At 72.2% G+C, this 20,730-nt stretch carries 22 protein-coding genes and 1 riboswitch; of the genes, 19 read left to right on the plus strand and 3 right to left on the minus strand.

Annotation, left to right across the window (positions count from 1 at the left end; all coding sequences use genetic code 11):
• Positions 1–33: 33 nt before the first annotated feature.
• Together AB0K05_RS06250 and AB0K05_RS06255 are read right to left on the minus strand one after the other, a co-directional pair.
• A complete protein-coding gene (locus AB0K05_RS06250) occupies positions 34–1,815 on the minus strand; it encodes an ABC transporter substrate-binding protein (RefSeq protein WP_271275321.1) in 1,782 nt (593 codons plus the stop codon).
• A gap of 9 nt (positions 1,816–1,824) precedes the next feature.
• Positions 1,825–2,826: an ABC transporter permease gene (locus tag AB0K05_RS06255; protein ID WP_271275320.1), complete on the minus strand. Its 1,002-nt coding sequence runs from the start codon at positions 2,824–2,826 to the stop codon at positions 1,825–1,827.
• Positions 2,827–3,096: 270 nt separating this feature from the next.
• Between AB0K05_RS06255 and AB0K05_RS06260 the strand changes: the two genes are divergently transcribed.
• The 11 genes from AB0K05_RS06260 (at position 3,097) to AB0K05_RS06310 (ending at position 12,401) form a co-directional block, all read left to right on the plus strand.
• Positions 3,097–3,906: an oxygenase MpaB family protein gene (locus AB0K05_RS06260; protein ID WP_148032705.1), complete on the plus strand. Its 810-nt coding sequence runs from the start codon at positions 3,097–3,099 to the stop codon at positions 3,904–3,906.
• 65 nt (positions 3,907–3,971) lie between these two features.
• Positions 3,972–4,102: riboswitch (FMN riboswitch) on the plus strand.
• A 103-nt stretch (positions 4,103–4,205) separates the two neighbouring features.
• Complete coding sequence (ribD, locus tag AB0K05_RS06265; RefSeq protein WP_261808672.1) at positions 4,206–5,300, plus strand: bifunctional diaminohydroxyphosphoribosylaminopyrimidine deaminase/5-amino-6-(5-phosphoribosylamino)uracil reductase RibD; 1,095 nt, start codon at positions 4,206–4,208, stop codon at positions 5,298–5,300.
• On the plus strand, positions 5,301–5,891 hold the full coding sequence (locus AB0K05_RS06270) for a riboflavin synthase (protein ID WP_364227130.1): 591 nt from the start codon (positions 5,301–5,303) through the stop codon (positions 5,889–5,891).
• Complete coding sequence (pnuC, locus tag AB0K05_RS06275; RefSeq protein ID WP_148032703.1) at positions 5,888–6,532, plus strand: nicotinamide riboside transporter PnuC; 645 nt, start codon at positions 5,888–5,890, stop codon at positions 6,530–6,532. Before AB0K05_RS06270 ends, pnuC begins: the two co-directional genes overlap by 4 nt.
• Positions 6,529–7,770 (plus strand): bifunctional 3,4-dihydroxy-2-butanone-4-phosphate synthase/GTP cyclohydrolase II, encoded by a 1,242-nt coding sequence (locus AB0K05_RS06280; protein WP_364227133.1) that lies wholly within the window; start codon positions 6,529–6,531, stop codon positions 7,768–7,770. The genes pnuC and AB0K05_RS06280 overlap by 4 nt, the downstream gene beginning before the upstream one ends.
• Positions 7,767–8,237 carry a 6,7-dimethyl-8-ribityllumazine synthase gene (ribH, locus tag AB0K05_RS06285; RefSeq protein WP_219543398.1) on the plus strand — a complete coding sequence of 157 codons (471 nt, stop codon included), beginning with the start codon at positions 7,767–7,769 and terminating at the stop codon, positions 8,235–8,237. The genes AB0K05_RS06280 and ribH overlap by 4 nt, the downstream gene beginning before the upstream one ends.
• Before the next feature lie 20 nt (positions 8,238–8,257).
• A complete protein-coding gene (locus tag AB0K05_RS06290) occupies positions 8,258–8,710 on the plus strand; it encodes a PH domain-containing protein (RefSeq protein WP_148032700.1) in 453 nt (150 codons plus the stop codon).
• A 95-nt stretch (positions 8,711–8,805) separates the two neighbouring features.
• Positions 8,806–9,672, plus strand: coding sequence for a MoxR family ATPase (locus AB0K05_RS06295; protein ID WP_219543399.1), 867 nt, complete (start codon positions 8,806–8,808; stop codon positions 9,670–9,672).
• The gene (locus AB0K05_RS06300) at positions 9,665–10,735 is read left to right on the plus strand and encodes a VWA domain-containing protein (RefSeq protein ID WP_271275316.1); all 1,071 of its coding nucleotides are present in this window, start codon (positions 9,665–9,667) and stop codon (positions 10,733–10,735) included. Before AB0K05_RS06295 ends, AB0K05_RS06300 begins: the two co-directional genes overlap by 8 nt.
• The gene (locus tag AB0K05_RS06305; protein WP_271275315.1) at positions 10,728–11,816 is read left to right on the plus strand and encodes an XdhC/CoxI family protein; all 1,089 of its coding nucleotides are present in this window, start codon (positions 10,728–10,730) and stop codon (positions 11,814–11,816) included. Before AB0K05_RS06300 ends, AB0K05_RS06305 begins: the two co-directional genes overlap by 8 nt.
• Positions 11,817–11,825: 9 nt before the next feature.
• Positions 11,826–12,401, plus strand: a complete 576-nt coding sequence (locus AB0K05_RS06310; protein WP_219543402.1) for a nucleotidyltransferase family protein — start codon at positions 11,826–11,828, stop codon at positions 12,399–12,401.
• Between the two features lie 21 nt (positions 12,402–12,422).
• On the opposite strand, the gene AB0K05_RS06315 is transcribed toward AB0K05_RS06310, so the two are convergent.
• Entirely contained in the window at positions 12,423–13,310 is an 888-nt protein-coding gene (locus AB0K05_RS06315) for an endonuclease/exonuclease/phosphatase family protein (protein ID WP_148032696.1), read from the minus strand.
• Between the two features lie 90 nt (positions 13,311–13,400).
• On the opposite strand from AB0K05_RS06315, the gene AB0K05_RS06320 reads away from it, so the two are divergent.
• The 8 genes from AB0K05_RS06320 (at position 13,401) to AB0K05_RS06355 (ending at position 20,714) form a co-directional block, all read left to right on the plus strand.
• Complete coding sequence (locus tag AB0K05_RS06320; protein WP_148032695.1) at positions 13,401–14,441, plus strand: LLM class F420-dependent oxidoreductase; 1,041 nt, start codon at positions 13,401–13,403, stop codon at positions 14,439–14,441.
• Positions 14,442–14,560: 119 nt separating this feature from the next.
• Complete coding sequence (locus tag AB0K05_RS06325) at positions 14,561–15,952, plus strand: serine/threonine-protein kinase (protein ID WP_345482785.1); 1,392 nt, start codon at positions 14,561–14,563, stop codon at positions 15,950–15,952.
• 40 nt (positions 15,953–15,992) lie between these two features.
• Positions 15,993–17,030 carry a Xaa-Pro peptidase family protein gene (locus AB0K05_RS06330; RefSeq protein ID WP_364227142.1) on the plus strand — a complete coding sequence of 346 codons (1,038 nt, stop codon included), beginning with the start codon at positions 15,993–15,995 and terminating at the stop codon, positions 17,028–17,030.
• Positions 17,031–17,055: 25 nt separating this feature from the next.
• Entirely contained in the window at positions 17,056–17,616 is a 561-nt protein-coding gene (efp, locus tag AB0K05_RS06335; RefSeq protein ID WP_148032692.1) for an elongation factor P, read from the plus strand.
• Position 17,617: 1 nt separating this feature from the next.
• Complete coding sequence (gene nusB / locus AB0K05_RS06340; protein WP_271279769.1) at positions 17,618–18,028, plus strand: transcription antitermination factor NusB; 411 nt, start codon at positions 17,618–17,620, stop codon at positions 18,026–18,028.
• Positions 18,029–18,270: 242 nt separating this feature from the next.
• Positions 18,271–19,479, plus strand: coding sequence for an MFS transporter (locus AB0K05_RS06345; RefSeq protein ID WP_364227147.1), 1,209 nt, complete (start codon positions 18,271–18,273; stop codon positions 19,477–19,479).
• A gap of 40 nt (positions 19,480–19,519) precedes the next feature.
• Positions 19,520–19,858 (plus strand): MmcQ/YjbR family DNA-binding protein, encoded by a 339-nt coding sequence (locus AB0K05_RS06350; protein ID WP_364227150.1) that lies wholly within the window; start codon positions 19,520–19,522, stop codon positions 19,856–19,858.
• A gap of 130 nt (positions 19,859–19,988) precedes the next feature.
• Positions 19,989–20,714, plus strand: a complete 726-nt coding sequence (locus AB0K05_RS06355) for a methyltransferase domain-containing protein (protein WP_364227153.1) — start codon at positions 19,989–19,991, stop codon at positions 20,712–20,714.
• The last annotated feature ends 16 nt before the right edge of the window (positions 20,715–20,730 follow it).

Below are 20,730 nucleotides of genomic sequence, written 5' to 3' on the forward strand. Positions count from 1 at the left end.
CGGGCGCCCGCACGGACGCCCGGGGCGGTGGCACTACGGCTTCACGAAGATGGTGTTCGGGGAGACGATCCACATCTGCGGGTCGATCTCCGCACCACCGACCTTGGAACCGTGCAGCCAGGTCCCGATCCGGTTCTCGGCCACGACCAGCGGCGCGTGCTTCTCCTGGATCTCCTTGTCCAGCGCCATCCAGGCGGCGTTGGCCGCGTCGATGTCCGGGTTCTCGGAGATCTCCTTCATCTTCGCGTCCAGCTCCGGGTCGCGCAGGTGCGTCATGTTCTGGCCGCCGTCGCTGACCGGGCCGAAGATGATCGGCATGACCGTCGAGCCGGACGGCCAGTCGGAGCCCCAGCCGCCCCAGTACAGGTCGAACTCGTTCTTGGTCTGGCTGATCGAGTCGTAGTACGTCTTGCGGTCCAGCGGCTTGGTCACGACCTTGATGCCGGCCTTCTCCAGGGCGTTCTTGATCACGACCGTGATCTGCTCCTGGACCGGCGTCTGGTTGTGCGCGTAGACGATGGTCGGGTTCGGGTCGCTCGACTCGGCCAGCAGTTGCTTGGCCTTCTCGATGTCGCCCTCGGGCTTGGCCGCCTTGCCGTACAGGTCGTAGGACTCGTACCCGACCGTGGTGTTCTCGTTCAGGATCGTCGTCGGCAGCGCCGCGGCGGCCGGGCCGCCCATCGTCTGCTGGATCTGCTTCGACGGCCACGCGTAGTTGATCGCCTGGCGGATCTTGATGTCCTTCACCCGGTCGAGGTTGAAGTAGTAGTAGTTGCCGTAGGGCGAGGGGCTGACCATGCGACGGTCGGCCAGGCTCTCGTCGGCGAGCACCTGCTGCAGCCGCTCAGGCGGCACCGCCGCGTAGAAGGTGAACGCCTGCTGGTCAGGGCCGTTGTCCGCGACGAGCCGGTCCGTGATCTGCAGGTTCTCCTGGCCGAACTCCAGCTTCCAGACGTCCGGGTACGCGCCGCGGACCGGGTCGGTGCTCGCGTCCCAGTGCGGGTTGCGCTCCAGCTCCATCGACTTGTCGACGGTGTGGGACTTGATGATGTACGGGCCGGAGGAGAAGGGCTCCTTGTCGTACTTCTCCTTGGTGTCCTTGGCCTTGGGCACGATGGCGTAGCCGCCCATGGCGAAGGCGTAGTTGGCGTCGGCGTGCGGCGCCTTGAAGGTGAAGACGATCGTCTTCTCGTCCGGCGTCTCGATCGCGTCGAGCCGCTTGCCGTCGTACGGACCCTCGTACGCCTTCTTGTAGTCCTCCTCGGTCAGCCACTGCTGGATGTACGCGGGACCCTGGGTGATGAACGGGGCGAACATCCGCTCGATCGTCCACTTCACGTCCTCGGACGTGATCGGCGTGCCGTCCTGCCACTTCACCCCGTCCTTGAGGGTGAAGGTCCAGGTCTTGCCGCCGTCGGACACCTGGCCGGCGTCGGTGGCCAGGTCGCCCACGAGCTTGTACTCGCCCTTGGCGACCCGCTTGTAGCCGGTCAGGCCGCGGTGGATGAGCAGCTGGAAGTTCGTCGCTGTGTTGACGTAGCTCTGCGCCGGGTCCAGGTGGGCGAAGTCGTCACGGTCGATCATGGTGACCGTGCCGCCCTTGACCACGCCCTCAGGCTCGATGGCCGGGCCCTTCGAGTCCTCGGCCGTGCCCAGGGTGATCACGGCCGGCTTGTACTCCGCCTGCGGCGGCGCCGACTCTCCGGAGCTGGGGGCGGCCGACGGCGCGCCCTGGTTGCCCGGCGCGCAGGCGCCGACCAGGGTCAGCGACGCCGCGGCGAGCACCGCGAGCACCGACCTCGTACGGTGGTTCATCTCTCTCCTCTAGCGCTTGATCTTGGGGTCGAAGGCGTCACGCACGGAATCGCCGAGCAGGTTGAAGGCGATCACGAAGATCAACAACGCGACGCCGGGGAAGATGAGGTACGTGATGTCGTTCTGGTAGACCTGGGTCGCCCGCAGGAACATGCGCCCCCAGTCGGGCACCAGCTCACCCATCCCGACGCCGAGGAACGACAGCCCCGCCTCGGCCGTCACCATGGCGGGCAGCAGCAGCGTCGACTGGATGAGGATCGGCGTCCACAGGTTGGGCAGCAGCTCCTTGAACACGATCCGGGCCGGCGAGGCGCCGGTGACCTTGGCGGCCTCGACGAACTCGCGCTCGCGCAGCGACAGCACGTAACCGCGCAGCAGCCGGGCCAGCCCCGCCCAGCCGAAGGCGCTGAGCATGATCGTGAGCGAGACGGCGCGCAGCCAGATCGGCGTCTCCTCGTCCGGCGGCACCAGCAGGCTTTCCACCACCGGGGTGAACGCGATGATGAAGATCGTCGACGGGAAGGACAGCGTCAGGTCGATGATCCGGCCGATGAAGTAGTCGGTCCTGCCGCCGAGGTAGCCGGCCACGATGCCGATCACGATGCCGAGCGCGGTGATGATCAGGGTCGCGGCCAGGGCGATGCCGAGCGACGTCCTGATGCCGTACACCAGTTGCATGAACACGTCCCGGCCGAGGCTCGGCTCCAGCCCGAACCAGTACTCGGAGCTGATGCCGCCGTTGGGCAGGATCGGGTAGCCGTAGTCGTTCAGCAGTCCTGGGATGTCCTGCCCGTACAGGGTGTACGGGTCCTTGCCGTACAGCCATGAGATCACGGGCGCGAAGATCGCCACCAGGAAGAAGAAGATGACGATCACCGCGGAGGTGACGCCGACGCGGTCGCGGCGGAAGCGCGTCCACATCAGCCGGCCGGGTGACCGGCCGGCGGTGTCCTGGGTTTCGGTCACGGACGTCGCGTCGGTGGTGATCGCGGTGGACGTCGGTGTCGTCATGTGGTCGGGGTCCCTCAGCACGTACGAAATCCGGAAATTCCGGGCCACAGGCGACGTTCTCAGGTCATCTCACTCTGTGACAATGCCTCCACGGTTTTTCGTAAGTTTGTTGTAAAAAATAGACTTTGTCGTATTCGCAAAGTCATTGACCTGCCATATCACCGGATGCAAGAATCAGAACCGTTTATACGCTCAGTAATCACGGAATCGCGGCACAACCACGACAGTCCTGTGACATAGCCCCCGGCCCTGGCGGGTAGGCCCTTACTCATGGAAGACCACGGGCTGTTCGGGCCGGAGTCCGTGACGTGGCGGGTGATGGGTGAGCCGATTCTGCTGGTCGGCGGGTTCCGCGCGCTTCTCATGCAGAGCCTTCACCCGCGCGCGATGCGCGGCGTCATACAGAACTCCGCCTTCATGAATCCCGACGAGGCGTGGTCGCGTTTCGTCCGGACCACAGAATTCGTCCGCGTGCGCACGTACGGGACACGAGCCGAAGTCGAGCAGGCCGGCCGCCGCGTACGCAAGATCCACGCCACGCTCACAGGCTGTGACCCCGACACCGGCGAGCGGTTCCGGCTCGACGAGCCCGCGTCGCTGCGCTGGGTGCACGTCGGTGAGGTCGACTCCTACCTGACGGTGGCCCGCCGGGCGGGCGTGCGGCTCAGCGACGCCGACGCCGACGCGTTCGTCGCCGAGTGGCGGCGCGCCGCCGAGGTCGTCGGCCTGGACCCGCTGAGCGTGCCCGGCTCGGTCGGCGGGCTGCGCGCCTACATCGAGGCCGCCCGCCCGGGGCTGCGGCTCGTCCCCGAGGCCGCGAACCCGCTCCTGGCGTCCCTGCACACGCCGCTGCCCGGCCTGCTCGCCACGCTGCGGCCGGTGGTGCCGGCCCTGACCGTGCTCGCCTTCGCCACGCTGCCGCGCTGGGCCAGGCGGATGTACGGGCTGCCCGCCACGCCGGTCGGCGACCTGTGGGCGACCGCCACGCTGCGGGCCCTGCACGCCGGCATCGGCCTGGTGCCCGCGAACGTCCGCTACAGCCCCGACGCCCGCCGCGCCCGCAAGCTCATGGCCGCCTGAGCCGATCACGGGGAGCCCCGGTCGCGCGCATGAATTCGGACATGGCACACTGGGATGGACAGAGCTAGCGTGCTCCGGGGTCGGTGAAAGTCCGAACCGGCGGTGACAGTCCGCGACCCGGCCGATGCCATCGGCCGGTTGACCCGGTGAAATTCCGGGACCGACGGTGAAAGTCCGGATGGGAGGCAGCACGCGGGTGCCCGGCATTGCGCCGGGTGCCCCACGGTGCGTTCGCGTACCGTGTTCGACCCCCCGGGGCCCGCCACGGCTTGGAGCTACTGGCGAGTAGGAGGCCCCCGGTGGCGGGATCCCCGCAGGACGCGGTCCACATGGCGCGCGCCGTCGAGCTGGCCGCCCGCGGTCACGGTCACACCAGCCCCAATCCCGTCGTGGGCTGCGTCGTGCTCGACGCCGCCGGCCGGGTCGCGGGGGAGGGGTTCCACGCGTACGCGGGAGGGCCGCACGCCGAGGTCGCCGCCCTGCGCGAGGCGGGGGAGCGGGCCAGGGGCGGCACCGCGTACGTCACCCTCGAACCCTGCGACCACACCGGCCGGACGGGCCCGTGCAGCGGCGCGCTGCTGGAGGCGGGCGTGGCCCGCGTCGTCCACGCGGTCGCCGACCCCAACCCGAAGGCCGCCGGCGGCGCCGGGCGGCTGCGCGCGGCCGGGGTCGCCGTGACGGCCGGGGTGCTGGCCGAGGAGGCGGAGCGGGTCAACGCCGAGTGGCTGACCTGGGCCAGGCTCGGCCGCCCGCACGTGACGTGGAAGTTCGCCGCCACCCTCGACGGCCGCTCGGCCGCCGCCGACGGCACCAGCCAGTGGATCACCTCTCCCGAGGCCAGGGCCGACGTGCACCGGCTGCGCGCCCGCAGCGACGCGATCGTGGCCGGCATCGGCACCGTGCTGGCCGACGACTCCCGGCTCACCGCCAGGCCGGCCCTGGCCGAGGGCCGCCCGCTGCGCGTGGTCGTCGACCCGGACGCCAGGACGCCGGCCACCGCGCGGGTGCTCGACGGCGCGGCCCCCACGCTCGTCGCCGTGGCCGCCGACACCGTCACGACCCTCGGCGCCGACCTGCTGCGCGTGCCCCGCGACGGCCGCGGCCTCGACCTGCATGCCCTGCTCAAGGAGCTCGCCGCCCGCGAGGTGGTCAGCGTGTTCCTGGAGGGCGGCCCCACGCTGGCCGGGGCGTTCCTGGCCCGCGGGCTGGTCGACCGGGTCGTCGCCTACGTCGCGCCCGCCCTCCTCGGCGCCGGCGCCGCCGCGCTGGGCGAGGCCGGAGTGCGCACCATCGGCGAGGCGCACCGCCTGATCTTCGACGAGGTTTCCCCCATCGGGCCGGACGTGCGCCTCGTCGCACGCCCCGCGCCCCCGCACCCCCGCAGGGAGAAGTGAATGTTCACCGGAATCATCGAGGAGAAGGGCGAGGTCGTCGCCGTCGAGGCGGCCGGCGGCGGCGCCAGGATGTCCGTACGCGGCCCCGTGGTCACCTCCGACGCCCGCCACGGCGACTCGATCGCCGTCAACGGCGTCTGCCTCACGGTCGTGGACGTGCGCGGCGACGTCTTCACCGTGGACGTGATGAAGGAGTCGCTCGACCGCAGCTCGCTCGGCGCGCTGTCGGAGGGCGGGGCGGTCAACCTGGAGCGCGCGGTCCGGGCCGACCAGCGGCTCGGCGGCCACATCGTGCAGGGCCACGTCGACGGCACCGCCGCACTGCTGTCCAGGGAGCCCGGCGACAACTGGGACGACCTGCGCTTCGGTCTGCCCGCGTCCCTGAGCAGGTACGTCGCGGAGAAGGGTTCGATCGCCGTCGACGGAATCAGCTTGACGGTGACGACTGTTGACGACGGAAGCTTCGGCGTGAGCCTCATCCCGACCACGCTCAAGCTGACCACCCTGGGCGAGCGCCGGGTGGGCGACCTGGTGAACCTCGAGGTCGACGTGATCGCGAAGTACGTGGAGAGGCTGGTGGGCGCCCGATGAGCTGGGCGGACGCATCGATCGACATCTTCGGCCTGCCCGTGAGGTGGACCGACCTGATCGGCAACATCTGCGCGCTGGCGACCGTGGTGTTCGCCATGCGCAAGTCCATCTGGACCTGGCCGGTGCAGTTCACCGGCGCCGTTCTGCTCTTCGCCGCCTCCATCAGCGCGCACGTCACCGGCAACGCGCTCAAGCAGGCCCTGTTCGGCCTGCTGGCGATCTACGGCTGGTGGAAGTGGCGCCAGGGCACCCAGCAGCACGAGCTGGCCGTGCGGCCCGCGACCGGGCGCGAGCGGCTCGTGCTGATCACCGCGGCCGTGCTCGGCACGATCGTGGTGGCGGCGCTGTTCAAGACGTTCAACCTGTCGTGGTACCCGGACGCCCCGCTGGCCGTGGTGGCCGCGGACGCCTACATCTTCGTGGGCGGCGCGGTCGCGACCTGGGCGCAGGGCCGGGCGCTGGTCGACTTCTGGATCGTCTGGGTGGCCGTCGACCTCGTGGGCGTGCCGGTCGCGTTCAACTCCGGGCTGTACGTCTCGGGCGCGGTGTACGCGATCTTCTTCGTGATGGTGCTGGTCGGGTTCGTCAAGTGGCTGCGCGAGTACCGCGCCTCCGCCCCGGCCGTGGCGGTGGCGTCATGACCGGGGGCATCCTCGACCCGGTCGAGCGGGCGATCGAGGACATCAGGGCGGGCCGGCCCGTCGTGGTCGTCGACGACGAGAACCGCGAGAACGAGGGCGACATCATCTTCGCCGCGGCCAGGGCCACGCCCGAGCTGCTCACCTTCACCATCAGGCACACCAGCGGCGTCATCTGCGTGCCGATGGAGGGCCGCGAGCTCGACCGGCTCGGCCTGCCGCTCATGGTCCACCAGAACCGCGAGCGGCTGCGCACCGCGTACACGATCAGCGTGGACGCCCGCGACGGCGTCACGACCGGCATCTCGGCCGCCGACCGGGCCAGGACGATCCGGGCGCTCGCCGACTCCGCGACCGAGCCGTACGAGCTGGTACGTCCCGGCCACGTCTTCCCGCTGCGCTACCACGAGGGCGGCGTGCTGGTCAGGCGCGGCCACACCGAGGCGGCCGTCGACCTGGCCAGGCTCGCCGGGCTCAGCCCCGCGGGCGTGCTGGCCGAGGTGGTCAACGACGACGGCACCATGGCCAGGCTGCCCGAGCTGCGCGTCTTCGCCGACGAGCACGACCTCGCGCTCATCTCCATCGAGCAGCTCGCCGACTACCGGCGGCGCACCGAGAGCATGGTCACCCGGGTCGCCGAGACCAACCTGCCCAACGCGTACGGGATGTGGCGGGCGTACGGCTACTCCAGCTCCATCGACGGCGGCGAGCACGTCGCGCTGGTCTTCGGCGACCTCGGCGACGGCGAGAACGTCCTGGTCCGCGCCCACTCCGAGTGCCTGACCGGCGACGTGTTCGGCTCGCTGCGCTGCGACTGCGGGGTGCAGCTCGACCACGCCATGGCGGCCATCGCGGCCGAGGGCCGCGGCGTGGTCGTCTACCTGCGCGGCCACGAGGGCCGCGGCATCGGGCTGCTGGCCAAGCTGCGCGCCTACAGCCTCCAGGACGCCGGGGTCGACACCGTCGACGCCAACGTCGAGCTGGGGCTGCCGATCGACGCCCGCGAGTTCTCCAACGCCGCCCAGATCCTCGCCGACCTGGGGGTCAAGGGGGTGCGGCTGCTCACCAACAACCCGGTCAAGGTCACGGGCATGGACGGCTACGGCATCAAGGTGCTCGGCCGCGAGCCGATGCCGGTCGCGGTGAACCCGTACAACGCCCGCTACCTGCAGGCCAAGCGCGACCGGCTGGGCCATTCCATCGAACACACGGACATCGACGGCACCCAGGAGGCCTCATGAGCGGCGAAGGACGTCCCGCGATCACCACGGCGCCCGACGCGTCCGGGCTGACCGTCGGGGTGGTGGCCGCCAGCTGGCACGCCGACATCACCGACCGGCTGGTGGACCGCGCGGTGCGGGCCTGTGAGGACGCCGGCGCCACCGCCACCGTGGTGCGGGTGCCCGGCTCGCTCGAACTCCCGGTGGTCGCCCAGGCGCTGGCCCGCCGCTGCGACGCGGTGGTGGCGCTGGGCGCGGTCATCCGCGGCGAGACGGCCCACTTCGATTACGTGTGCGACTCGGTCACGGCCGGGCTGACCAGGGTCTCGCTCGACGAGCGCACCCCGGTCGGCAACGGCGTGCTCACCTGCGAGAACCTCGGCCAGGCGCTGGACCGATCGGGGCTGCCGGACAGCAAGGAGGACAAAGGCTACGAGTCCGCGATCGCCGCGCTGGAGACCGCACTCCTCCTGCGGACCCTCGGCTGACCTGCGGTACATTCTCGACCGTGCCTGAGCTCGTGCCACCTCCCCCGCTGCCCGTCGTCTGGCGCCCGCGCCGGGGGAGGATCGTCGCCTACACCTTCGCCACCCTGATCGTGCTCGGCGCGGTGGTGATGGCGATCCTCATCGCCCCGCCGTTCCAGCTGGCCGACCGCATCGCGATCGTCGCGTTCGGCTGCGCGGTGGCGTTCGTGCTCCATCTGCTCGGCCGGGTGCGGGTGGAGGCCGACGACGAGGGCGTCACCCTGGTCAACGCGGCCCGCACCCACCGCTACACCTGGCCCGAGGTCCTCGACGTGACCTTCGTGCAGGGCGACCCGTGGCCCCGCGTCGACTTCTCCGACGGGCGGACGATCGGCGCGATGGGCATCCAGGGCTCGGAGAAGCCCGCGGCCCGCCGCGCCATCGCCGAGCTCACCGCCCTCATCCACGACCGCGGCGAGGCCCGCGAAGACTGACGTGAGACCTCACTTCACGTCATAGAGGGCGTCGATTATCAGGAAAACGGTGTGACCCGTAGCCTGAAAGCGTGCGTCGGCGGACAATGAGGGCGATGGACATCGAGTCGCCGGAAAAGCTCATCGAGCTGCTCGACCGGCATGCGTATCTGGCCGACGAAGGTCTGGCCACGGCCGCGTTCCTGGCGCTGCGGATGCGGCGGCCGCTGTTCCTGGAAGGGGAGGCGGGCGTCGGGAAGACCGAGCTGGCCAAGACCCTGGCCGGACTGCTCGGGGCGCCGCTGATCCGGCTGCAGTGCTACGAAGGGCTGGACGCCGCGCAGGCCCTGTACGACTGGGACTTCGCCCGGCAGCTGCTGCACCTGAAGGCGGCAGAGGTCGCCGGCGTGACCGACGTGCGGCGGCTCGAAGGGGAGATCTACGAGCGGCGCTTCCTCATCGCGCGGCCGCTGCTCAAGGCGCTGGAGACGCAGCCGAGCGTGCTGCTGGTCGACGAGATCGACCGGGCCGACGACGAGTTCGAGGCGTTCCTGCTGGAGGTGCTCTCCGACTTCACCATCTCCGTCCCGGAGCTCGGCACGATCAGGGCCGAGTCGCCGCCGGTCGTGGTGGTGACCTCCAACCGGACGCGGGAGGTGCACGACGCGCTCAAGCGGCGCTGCCTCTACCACTGGCTTGAGCATCCGAGCTTCGAGCGGGAGGTGGCGATCCTGCTGCGCCGTCTGCCCGCCTGCACCGAGACGCTGGCCCGGCAGGTCGCCGGGGCCGCCGAGCGGCTGCGCGGGGCCGACCTGGTCAAGCCGCCGGGCATCGCCGAGACCCTCGACTGGACCGAGGCGCTGCTGACGCTCGGCGCCGACGAGCTCGACCCTGGCCGGGCGGCCGCCACGCTGGGCGCCGCGCTCAAGTACCGGGAGGACGTCGAACGCGTCCTGGGCAACGGGCTGCTCCGCCATGACTGATTTGGCCGCCACGATGACCGGGTTCGCCCGTACCCTCAGGGCGGCCGGGGTCGCGGCCGACCACGAGCGCACCCAGGGCTTCCTGCGCGCGCTGGAGCAGCTGGACGTCGCCGTCCCCGGCGACGTCTACTGGGCGGGCCGCCTCACGCTCTGCGCCGGCCCCGACGACCTGCCCCGCTACGACCGCTGCTTCCACGCGTACTTCGGCGGCGCCAAGGCCACCACCGCCCCGGCCGCCGTCACCTCCGTCACCCGCTACACCGCGGCGGGCGAGAGCGCGGAGGGCGGGCGCGAGGGCGAGGCCGCGCCCGCCACCGCCAGCAGCACCGAGGTCCTGCGCCACCGGGACGTCGCCAGGCTCACCGAGGCCGAGCGCGCCGAGGTGCACCGGATGCTGACCATGCTCAGGGCCAGGCGGGCCACACGCCGCTCGCGCCGGTACGAGAGCGCCCACCGGGGCGTGCTCGACCAGCGCCGCACCATCCGCGACGCGCTCAGGAAGGGCGAGGTGGCCAGGCTGCGGCGCCGGCGGCACACCACCAGGCCGCGCCGCGTCGTGCTCTTCGTCGACGTGAGCGGCTCCATGTCGCCGTACGCCGAGACGCTGCTGCGGTTCGCGCACGCGCTGGTGCGCAGCGAGCCGCGGGCCACCCGCGTGTTCTCGGTCGGCACCCGGCTCACCGCCGTCACCGCCGAGCTGCGCCACCGCGACCCCGGCACCGCGCTCGACGCGGTGTCGCGGGCCATCCCCGACTGGAGCGGCGGCACCCGGCTGGGGGAGGAGCTGAAGCAGTTCCTGTCCCAGCACAGCGCGCGCGGCGCGACCGTGGTCATCGCCTCCGACGGCTGGGAACGGGGCGACCCCGAACTGCTGCGCGCCCAGATGGCCCGGCTGGCCCGGCAGGCGCACCGGGTGATCTGGGTCAACCCGCACAAGGGGTACGAGGACTACCAGCCGCTCACCGGCGGCATGCGGGCCGCCCTGCCCTACCTCGACGCCCTGGTGGCCGGGCACAGCCTGGCCGCCTACGAGGAACTCACCGAAAGGCTCGCCCATGCGTGACGTGCTCCCGGAGATCATGCGCTGGTGGAGGTCGGGGCTCGAGTTCGGGCTCGCGACGGTGGTCGGCACGTTCAACAGCGCGCCCAGGCCACCGGGCGCCGCCATGGCCGTGCGCGGCGACGAGGTGGTCGGCAGCGTGTCCGGCGGATGCGTCGAGGGCGCCGTGTTCGAGCTCGCCACCGAGACCCGCCGCCCGGTGCTGCAGCGGTACGGGGTCAGCGACGACGACGCGTTCGCCGTCGGGCTCACCTGCGGCGGCATCATCGACATCTTCGTCGAGCCGATCTCCCGCGACACCTTCCCCGAGCTGGGCGACGTGGCCGCCTCGATCGAGGAGCACGAGCCGGTCGCCGTCGCCACCGTCCTCTCCGGCCCCGGCGAGGTCGGCGCCCGCCGGATCATCTGGCCCGGCCGCTCCTCCGGCTCGCTCGGCCCCGGCCGCCTCGACGACGCGGTGGACGACGACGCCCGCGGCATGCTCGCCCAGGGGCTGACCGGCATCCGCCACTACGGCGGCGAGGGCGAGCGGCGGCTGGACGACCTGGCCGTGTTCGTGCACTCGTTCGCGCCGCCGCCGCGCATGCTGGTGTTCGGCGCGATCGACTTCGCCGCGGCCGTCGCCCGGGTCGGCAAGTTCCTCGGCTACCACGTCACCGTGTGCGACGCCCGGCCCGTCTTCGCCACCCCCAAGCGCTTCCCCGACGCCGACGAGGTCGTGGTCAAGTGGCCGCACGACTATCTGGCCTCCGTCTCGGTGGACGAGCGCACCGTGATCTGCGTGCTCACCCACGATCCCAAGTTCGACGTGCCGCTGCTGGAGGTGGCGCTGCGCACCCCCGCCGGGTACGTGGGCGCCATGGGTTCGCGGCGCACCCACGAGGACCGGATGGACCGGCTGCGCGAGGCCGGGCTGACCGAGGAGGAGCTGGCCCGGCTGCGCTCGCCCATCGGGCTGGACCTGGGGGCGCGCACTCCGGAGGAGACGGCCGTGTCCATCGCCGCCGAGCTGATCCAGCTCCGCTGGGGCGGGTCCGGCCGGCCGCTGTCGACCACCCGGGGCCGCATCCACCACGACGGGTAGGGGACGGCCATGAAGGGGAGCGGGGTGGCGGGGCTGCTGCTCGCGGCCGGCGAGGGCTCCCGGCTGGGCAGGCCGAAGGCGCTGCTGGAGCTGGCCGGGGAGCGGCTGGTCGACCGGGGGGTGCGGCTGCTGGAGGAGGGCGGCTGCCACCCGGTCGTGGTGGTGCTCGGGGCGGCGACCGTGCAGGTGCGGGGGGCGGTGGCCGTGCGCAACCCGGACTGGCGGTCCGGCATGGGGTCCTCCCTGCGGGCCGGGCTGGCGGCGCTGCCCGCCGAGTCGCGGGCCGTGGTGATCGCGCTGGTGGACCAGCCGCTGGTGCGGGCCGAGGCGGTGCGCGCGCTGATCGCCTCCGGCGCCGGGGTGGCCGTCGCCACGTACGGCGGCCGGCGCAGGAACCCGGTGCTGATCGAGCGCCGCCACTTCGCCGAGGTCGCCGCCCTGGCCCGCGGCGACGTGGGCGCCCGCCCCTTCCTGGCCGCCCATCCGGAGCTGGTGACCGAGGTGCCGTGCGCCGGCGACCCCGCCGACATCGACACCCCCGGCGATCTGGCCAGGCTGGAGCCTCGGCTGCTGGAACCTGAGTGAGCGGCCGCGGTCGCGTCGTCGTCAGAGACGGAACGAGGCGACGGCGGCCCGGTGGTCGCTGCCGGTGGCCGGGGCCACCTCGGCCCGCGTGGCGGTCATCCCGCGGAACAGGATGTGGTCCGGCCGCGTCACGGGGAACCCGGCCGGCCAGGTGAACCCGAACCCGTCGCCCGCGACCTCCTGCGCGTCGGTCAGCGGCGGCGTCAGCCCGCGCATGCCCCGGTCGGTGGTGGCCGTGTTGAGGTCGCCCAGCAGCAGGATCCGCTTGCTGCCGTCGCGGTCGATCAGCTTGCGCGCCTGCGCCAGCGAGGCGTCCCTGGAGGTGGTCTCGCCCGGCCGCGCCGAGGCGAGGTGCATCACGTACACGGTCACGTCGCCCTTGGGGGTCCGCACGGTCGCACGCAGGGCGCGCACCCAGCCCATGCCGACGTCCAGCGGGCGCTCGCGGCTGATCGGGTAGCGGCTCCACAGGCCGACGGTGCTCACCGCGTAACGGTGCTCGAACATCCGGTTGAGCTGCTTGGCCGCCGGGCCGCCCGGGGTGAGCTCCTGCGCCGCCAGCAGGTCGAGGTCCTCGGCGACGGCGCGTACGGCCTCGCCCGAGGCGTCGTTGCGCACGCCCACGTTCACCGTGCCGACCGCCAGGTCACTCGGCCCGCCTGGCGGGGTGCGCAGCAGCGCGGGACCGAACATGACGCCCCACACGGCCGCCGGAGCCAGCACGGCGCCGACGGCCGCGGTGGAGCGGGCCAGGGCCGCGCCCAGCAGCAGGACCGGCACGGCCAGGCCCAGCCACGGCAGCAGGCTCTCCATGACCGTCGTGAAACCGCCCAGGGCCGGCACGTAGCGGTGTCCGGCCAGGACCACGGCGAGGACGGCGGACACGACGACGACGACGCGCTTCAGCACTCTGACCAAGGTAGCCCCTCGCTGGCTCCAGCGCGGACACGCTAACCTGACGGCATCGGAACGGAACATCATTCTGTGGTGGGAGCGGGCATGCGGATCGGAATGACACTGGGCTACTCCGGGGGATTCAAGGAGACGGTGGGAGAGCTCGCCGACTACGAGAAGGCCGGGCTCGACATCGTCTTCGTCGCGGAGGCCTACAGCTTCGACGCGGTCAGCCAGATGGGATACATCGCGGCCGTCACCGAGCGGCTGCAGATCGCCTCAGGCATCCTGCCGATCTACTCGCGCACGCCCGCCCTGATGGCCATGACGGCCGCGGGCCTCGACTACATCTCCGACGGCCGCTTCACCCTCGGCCTCGGCTCCTCCGGCCCGCAGGTCATCGAGGGCTTCCACGGCGTGCCCTACACCGCCCCGATCGGCCGCACCCGCGAGGTCATCGAGATCTGCCGCAAGGTGTGGCGGCGCGAGCGCCTGCAGTACGACGGCCGCCACTACACCCTGCCGCTGCCGCCCGACCAGGGCACCGGCCTGGGCAAGCCCCTCAAGATCATCAACCACCCGGTACGTTCCCGCATCCCGATCGTGCTCGCCGCCATCGGCCCCAAGAACGTCGAGCTGGCCGCCGAGCTGGCCGAAGGCTGGGAGCCGATCTTCTACGTGCCGGAGAAGGCCGCCGACGTGTGGGGCGCCGCCCTGGCCGCCGGCAAGGCCAAACGCGACCCCGAGCTGGGCGAGCTGGACGTGGTCGCCCAGGCGTCCCTCTACATCGGCGACGACGCAGACGGCCTGCTGGACCTCGGCCGGCCGATGGCCGCCCTCTACATCGGCGGCATGGGCGCCAAGGGCAAGAACTTCTACAACAACCTCGCCAGGCGCTACGGCTACGAGAAGGAGGCCGAGCAGATCCAGGAGCTCTACCTCGACGGCAAGAAGGACGAGGCGGCGGCGCTGGTGCCGCGCGAGCTGCTGGAGAAGATGTCGCTGATCGGCGACGAGGCCTACGTCCGCGACCGGATGCGGGCGATGAAGGAGTCCGGCGTCACCACGCTGAACGTCACCCCGCTCGGCCGCACCCACGAGGAGCGCGTCCGCCTGATCGAGACCATCAAGGACATCGCCTCCTGATCACCGCCGCACCGGTACACACCCGTCGAAACGCCCGCCTTCCCCGTGCTGGAGGAGGCGGGCGTTTCCGTTGGGGCCTAAGGTTGGTCGAAAACTGAAGTTTGAGCATTGGCGGAGATATGTCCGACGCGACGCCGTCCCTGGTCGCCGGGCGGTACCGGCTTGATGAGCGCATCGGCAGCGGTTCGATGGGCGAGGTGTGGCGGGGGTACGACACCCGCGCCGACTGGACCGTGGCCGTGAAGATGCTGGGAGCCAAGGCGGTGGGGGCGGCCACCAGGGAGGTGCTGCGCCAGCACGCCCAGGCCGTGGCCCGGGTGATCCATCCCAACGTCGCCATGGTGCTGGACGTGGGGGAGCACGAAGGGTCCCCGTTCCTGGTGACGGAGTTCCTCACCGGGCCGAGCCTCGGCGAGGAGCTCGCCGGGCGCGGGCCGCTCAAGGTGGTGGAGGTGTGCGACCTGGCCGGGCAGGCCGCGGCCGGCCTGGACGCGGCGCACCGCGCGGGCCTGGTGCACGGCAAGGTCGGGCCCGACAGCTTCCGGATGGCCGGCAGCGGCGTGCTCAAGGTCGTCGGGTTCGGCCTGACGGGCCGGCCCGGCGGCGACCCCCGCTACCAGGCGCCCGAGCGGCTCGCCGGAGGCGACGGGCAGGCGTCGGCCGACCTGTACGGGCTCGGCGCGGTCTGCTACGAGCTGCTCACCGGCCAGGCGCCCGCCAGGGAGGGCGCGATCGCGCCGCCCAGTACCCTGCGCCAGGGCGTGCCCGCCGAGCTGGACCGGTTACTGCTCGCCATGCTCGACCCCGAGCCCGCCAAGCGGCCCGCCAGCGGCGAGGCGGTGCGCCGCGCGCTGGCCGCCATCGCCAGGCCACGGGCCGCCGCGCCCGCGCAGCCTGCCCCCGCCGCGACCCCGGCCGCGCGGGCCGGGGACACCGCGATCTACGACGCGTCCGAGCTGGCGCCGCCTCCGCCGTCCGGCCGCGAGAACCGCCGCCTGTTCGTCCAGGCCGGCGTGGCCCTCGCGGCCATCGTGGCGGTCACCGTAGTCATGATCTTCCTGGCGAGCGGTGACGAGGACCCGCCCGAGGCCGCCCCCACCACGCAGGTCACCGGCGAGGCGCCGCCCTCACCGACCCCCACGCCGACCCCGACCCCCACGCCCACTTTCACGGCCGAGCCGGAGCCCACCGAGCTCCGCGGCACCGACGCCCTGCCCATCCCCAAGGGCACCGTCGGCCAGTCGGTCCCGCCGGGCGGCTGGGAGACCTGGGTGAGGAGGTTCGACGAGGCGGTCACCAGCCAGATGGCCGTGAACGGGATGCACCCGAAGGTGGCCGAGAAGGCCCAGGACAAGCTCAGGAAGGCCGGGCGGAAGTTCGCCGAGGGCGACGAGCGGGCCGGCGTCAGGGAGGTCTCCCACGTCATCCGCGATCTGCGCAAGGCCAGGGACAAGGGCGAGATCGCCCCGGCCGGCCCGCTGTCCGACTGGCTCAACGACTGGCAGATCTAGCGGATAGTGGACCAACCGGAGATCCGCGTACATTAAGCGCGTGACCGTCAACTACGCACAGCGGCGAGCTCGGCTCGCGGCCCTGCTGCCCGCCCACGAGGTCGACGCCATGCTGGTCACCTCGACCGTCAACGTCCGCTATCTCACGGGGCTCGTCAGTTCCAACGCCGCCGCCCTGATCAAGGCCGACGGCTCGGCGCTGCTGGTGACGGACAACCGCTACATCGAGAAGACGCACGGCCTCGACGTGCAGGCGGTCGAGGCCGCCGACGTGGCCGGGGAGCTCGCCGCCCCCGGCGTCGGCATCGAGGCCGCCCACATGAGCGTGGCCACCTACGAGCGGCTCGGGCCCGGGCTCGTGCCGCTCGGGCCCCTCGTCGAAGGGCTGCGCGCGGTCAAGGACGACGACGAGCTGGAGCTCCTCCGTACCGCCTGCGCCATCACCGACCAGGCCTTCGCCGACGTGCTGCACACCATCCGCCCCGGCGTCACCGAGCGCGACGTGGCCCGGCTCCTCGAAGCCCGCATGATCGAGCTCGGCGCCGCCAAGCCCGCCTTCGACACCATCGTCGCCGCGGGCCCGAACGGCGCCATCCCGCACCACGCCCCCACCGACCGCGAGCTGCGCTCCGGCGAGCTGGTCACCATCGACTTCGGCGCCGCCTACCAGGGGTACCACGCCGACATGACCCGCACCGTCTGCCTGGGCCCGCCCGCCGACTGGCAGAGCGAGGTCTACGACCTGGTCGCCGAGGCCCAGCGGGCCGGCCGGCACGCCGTCACCCCCGGCGCCACCGCCAAGGAGGTCGACGCCGCCGCCCGCTCCCTCATCGCCGCCGCCGACCACGGCGACCATTTCCGGCACGGCCTCGGCCACGGCGTCGGGCTCGAGATCCATGAGGAGCCGTTCCTGGGCCCCGCACGTACCGGTAGACTTGAGGATCGAGTTCCGATCACCGTGGAGCCGGGGATCTACCTCCCGGGCCGGGGCGGTGTTCGCATCGAGGACACCCTCGTCACACGACAGGGCGAGCCGGAACTTTTCACCAAGACGACCAAGGAGCTGCTCGTCCTTTAGAGCGGCCACACGCGGGAGAGAACGAGTGGCGACAACCAACGACCTCAAGAACGGCATGGTGCTGAAGCTCGACGGTGGCGAGCTGTGGTCCGTTGTCGAGTTCCAGCACGTCAAGCCGGGCAAGGGCGGCGCGTTCGTGCGCACCAAGCTCAAGAACGTGCTCTCCGGCAAGGTCCTCGACAAGACCTTCAACGCCGGCGTCAAGGTCGAGGTGGCCAACGTCGACAAGCGCGAGATGCAATACTCCTACCGCGACGGCGACGACTTCGTGTTCATGGACACCGAGACCTACGACATGGTCAACGTGCCCTCCTCCACCGTCGGCGACGCCGCCAACTACATGCTGGAGAACACCCTGGCCACCGTGGCCTTCCACGAGGGCTCCGCGCTCTACGTCGACCTGCCCGCCGCGGTCGAGCTCACCATCGCCAGCACCGAGCCCGGCCTGCAGGGCGACCGCTCCACCGGCGGCACCAAGCCCGCCACGCTGGAGACCGACGCCGAGATCAAGGTGCCGCTCTTCATCACCACCGGCGAGCGGGTCAAGGTCGACACCCGCACCGGCGAATACCTCGGCCGGGCCTGAGGTGTCGGCACGGGGCAAAGCACGCCGGCGTGCGCTCGACATCCTCTTCGAGGCCGAACTCCGCAGTGAGGATCCGCTGAAGATCCTGGCCGAGCGGGTCGAGCGCCAGGAGCCCCCGGTCAACGAGTACACCTCCACCCTCGTCGAGGGGGTCACCCGCCATCTCGCCCGCATCGACGAGCTGATCACCACCTACTCCGAGGGCTGGACCCTCGAACGCATGCCCGCCGTCGACCGCAACCTCCTGCGCGGCGGCACCTACGAGCTGCTGTGGATGCCCGACGTCCCCGAGGGCGTGGTCATCAGCGAGTGGGTCCACCTGGCCGGCGAGCTGTCCACGGACGAGTCCCCCCAGTTCGTCAACGGGCTGCTGGCGCGTTTCAAGCAGCTCAAGCCCAGCCTGACGCTCTAGCTCCCGTACGGGCCGGTCACGGCGTCTCCCTGACCGGCTCCTCCGCACGGCGAGCCCGCCGCCACATCCACGTTTCACACCGGGCGTAACCCGCACCGCGGCGTCCGCGCCGTGTTAGCGCCGTGCTCGCGCTGGGTGTGAGCCGACCGCCGCGCCGGTCACGCGCTGGGCGTAACCCGCCCGGCCCCGCGCGGGCCCCGCCGGTGCCAGCATGGGCGGCGTGCCTCCCGTGCCAGAGCCACGTGGCTGATCGGGTGTTCCGTCCAGCCGCGCTCGGCAACCCCCGGTTCCGCCTGCTGCTGCCCGGCCAGGTGGCCGCGGTCGCGGGCGAGCAGATGTTCGCCGTCGCGATCACCGTCTCCGTCCTCCAGGCGGGTGGTGACGCGGTCGCGCTCGGCCTGGTCCTCGCCGCGCGCGGGGTCACGCTCGTGGTGTTCCTGCCGGTCGGCGGCGTGTGGGCCGACCGGCTGCCGCGGCAGCGGGTCCTGATGGCCGCCTACGGACTCCAGGCCCTCCTCGCGGCGGCTCTCGCCGTGACCGGCACGTTCCCGATCTGGGCGGCGGCCGGGGCCGTGCTGCTGTCGGGGCTGGCCGAGGCGTTCGTCCGGCCCGCCTTCAACGCTCTGCTGCAGGGCGTGCTCGGCGACCACGAGCGCGTCTCCGGCAGGTCGCTGGTCAGCGTCGCGATCCGTACCGGCGTCATGGCCGGGCCCGCCGCGGGCGCAGGGGTGATCACCCTGTCCGGCACCGGGGCCGCGTACGGGATCACCGCGATGACCTTCGCCGTCGCGGTCCTGGCCCTCTGGCGGGCCGGGGAACCCCGGCGGGAGCCCGCCCGCAGGGCCTCGTTCGTCCAGGACGTCCGCGCCGGCGTCGCCGAGGCGCGGCGGCTCCCGTGGGTGCGCGCCATTCTGATCTTCTCCGCGGTCAACCTCATGTTCGTCATCGCGCCGACGCAGGTCCTGCTGCCGGTCGTGACCACCGCCGCGTTCGGCTCGCCCGCCGTGTACGGCCTGGCGCTCACCTGCTACGGAGCCGGCGGCCTGGCAGGCGGCCTGATCACGATGGCGTGGCGGCCGCGCGCCCCCGGGGCCGTGGCGCTGACCGCGATCGCCCTCTACGCCGCGGCGCCCCTCTCGCTGGTCCTCGCTCCCTCGCCGGCCGCGATCTTCCTGGCGTTCGCGATCGCCGGGGCGGGGGTGGAGACGTACGCGATCCACTGGGAGGTCGCCCTGCAGCGCGAGATCCCCGAGCACCTGATCGGGCGGATCAGCTCGTTCGCCTGGCTGTGCGGCTTCGGCCTGATGCCGTTCGGGCAGGCGCTGACCGGGCCGCTGGCCGCCCTCGCCGGGCCGGCGGCGGTGCTCGCGTCGGCGGCGGCCGTCATCCTCCTCGTGCCGCCGGCGCTGCTCCTGGTCAGGGGCATGCCGCGATTCCGGGACCCGCCGTGACCGGTTGCCCCGGCGGGACGGGCGGGGCGAGGATCGGGACATGGCCACCGAAGACGACGTCCGCAGGCTGGCGCTCGCGCTGCCCGAGACCGGCGAGAAGACCATGTACGGCACGCCCGCGTTCTACGTCCGCGGCAAGTGGTTCGCCAGGATGCGTGAGGAACCGGACGTGCTCGCGGTGCCGGTGCCCAGCGAGGAGGAGAAGCTGGAGCTCACCGCCGCCCGGCCCGGGGCGTTCTTCACCACGCCGCACTTCGACGGGTACGCCGTTGTGCTGGTCCGGCTGCCGGAGGTGGACGAGGAGGAGCTGGGCGAACTGCTCACCGACGCGTGGCGGCTGCGCGCCCCCAAGCGGCTGGTGGCCGCCTTCGACGCCTGACGACCCGTACGGGAGCGGTCCAGATCGCAGGGGAGCGGGCGGCACCCGTACGGCGTAGGCTGGGGCGGACCCACGAGAAGAGGGAGGCGAGCCGACGTTGCGAGCTGAAGGCGTCACGAGGACCCCGGCGGTGCGGACCGCCGTCGTCTGGGACGCGCTGCGCGAGGTGCTGGCGGAGCTGGCCGGCGCCACCGGGCGCGACGCGCTCGACATCGTCGACGCGGGCGGCGGCACCGGAGGGTTCGCCGTGCCGCTCGCGGCGCTGGGCCACACCGTGACCGTGGTCGATCCCAGCCCCGACTCGCTGGCCGCGCTCGAACGCCGGGCCAAGGAGGCGGGCGTGGAGGTGCGCGGCCTCCAGGGCGACACCGCCGACCTGGGCGAGCTGCTCAGCCCCGGCTGCGCCGACCTGGTGCTCTGCCACAGCGTGCTGGAGTACGTGGAGGATCCCGTCGGCGCCCTGACCGAGATGGCCGGGCTGCTGCGTCCCCGCGGTGCGGTCAGCGTGCTGGCCGCCAACCCGGTGGCCGCCGCCATCCACCGCGCGCTGGCCGGGCAGTTCGACGAGTCCAGGGCCGCGCTGGCCGACCCGCTCGGCAGCTGGGGCGACCGCGACCCCACGCCCCGCCGCTTCACCGGCGAGACCCTCACCGGCCTGCTGTCGGCGGCCGGGCTCGGGGCCGGGCCGGTCCACGGCGTGCGGGTCTTCGCCGACCTGGTGCCCAGCCGGCTCGTCGACGGGGAGCCGGGCGCGGCGGAGGCGCTGGTGGCCCTGGAGAAGGCCGCCTCGGCCCATCCGGTGCTGCGCGACATCGCGACCCAGCTGCACGTCGTCGGCCGCAGGCCATCGGCCTAGAACGCCTGTTCGGATA

Source organism: Nonomuraea sp. NPDC049486, assembly GCF_040676925.1.
Lineage (GTDB): Bacteria > Actinomycetota > Actinomycetes > Streptosporangiales > Streptosporangiaceae > Nonomuraea > Nonomuraea ferruginea.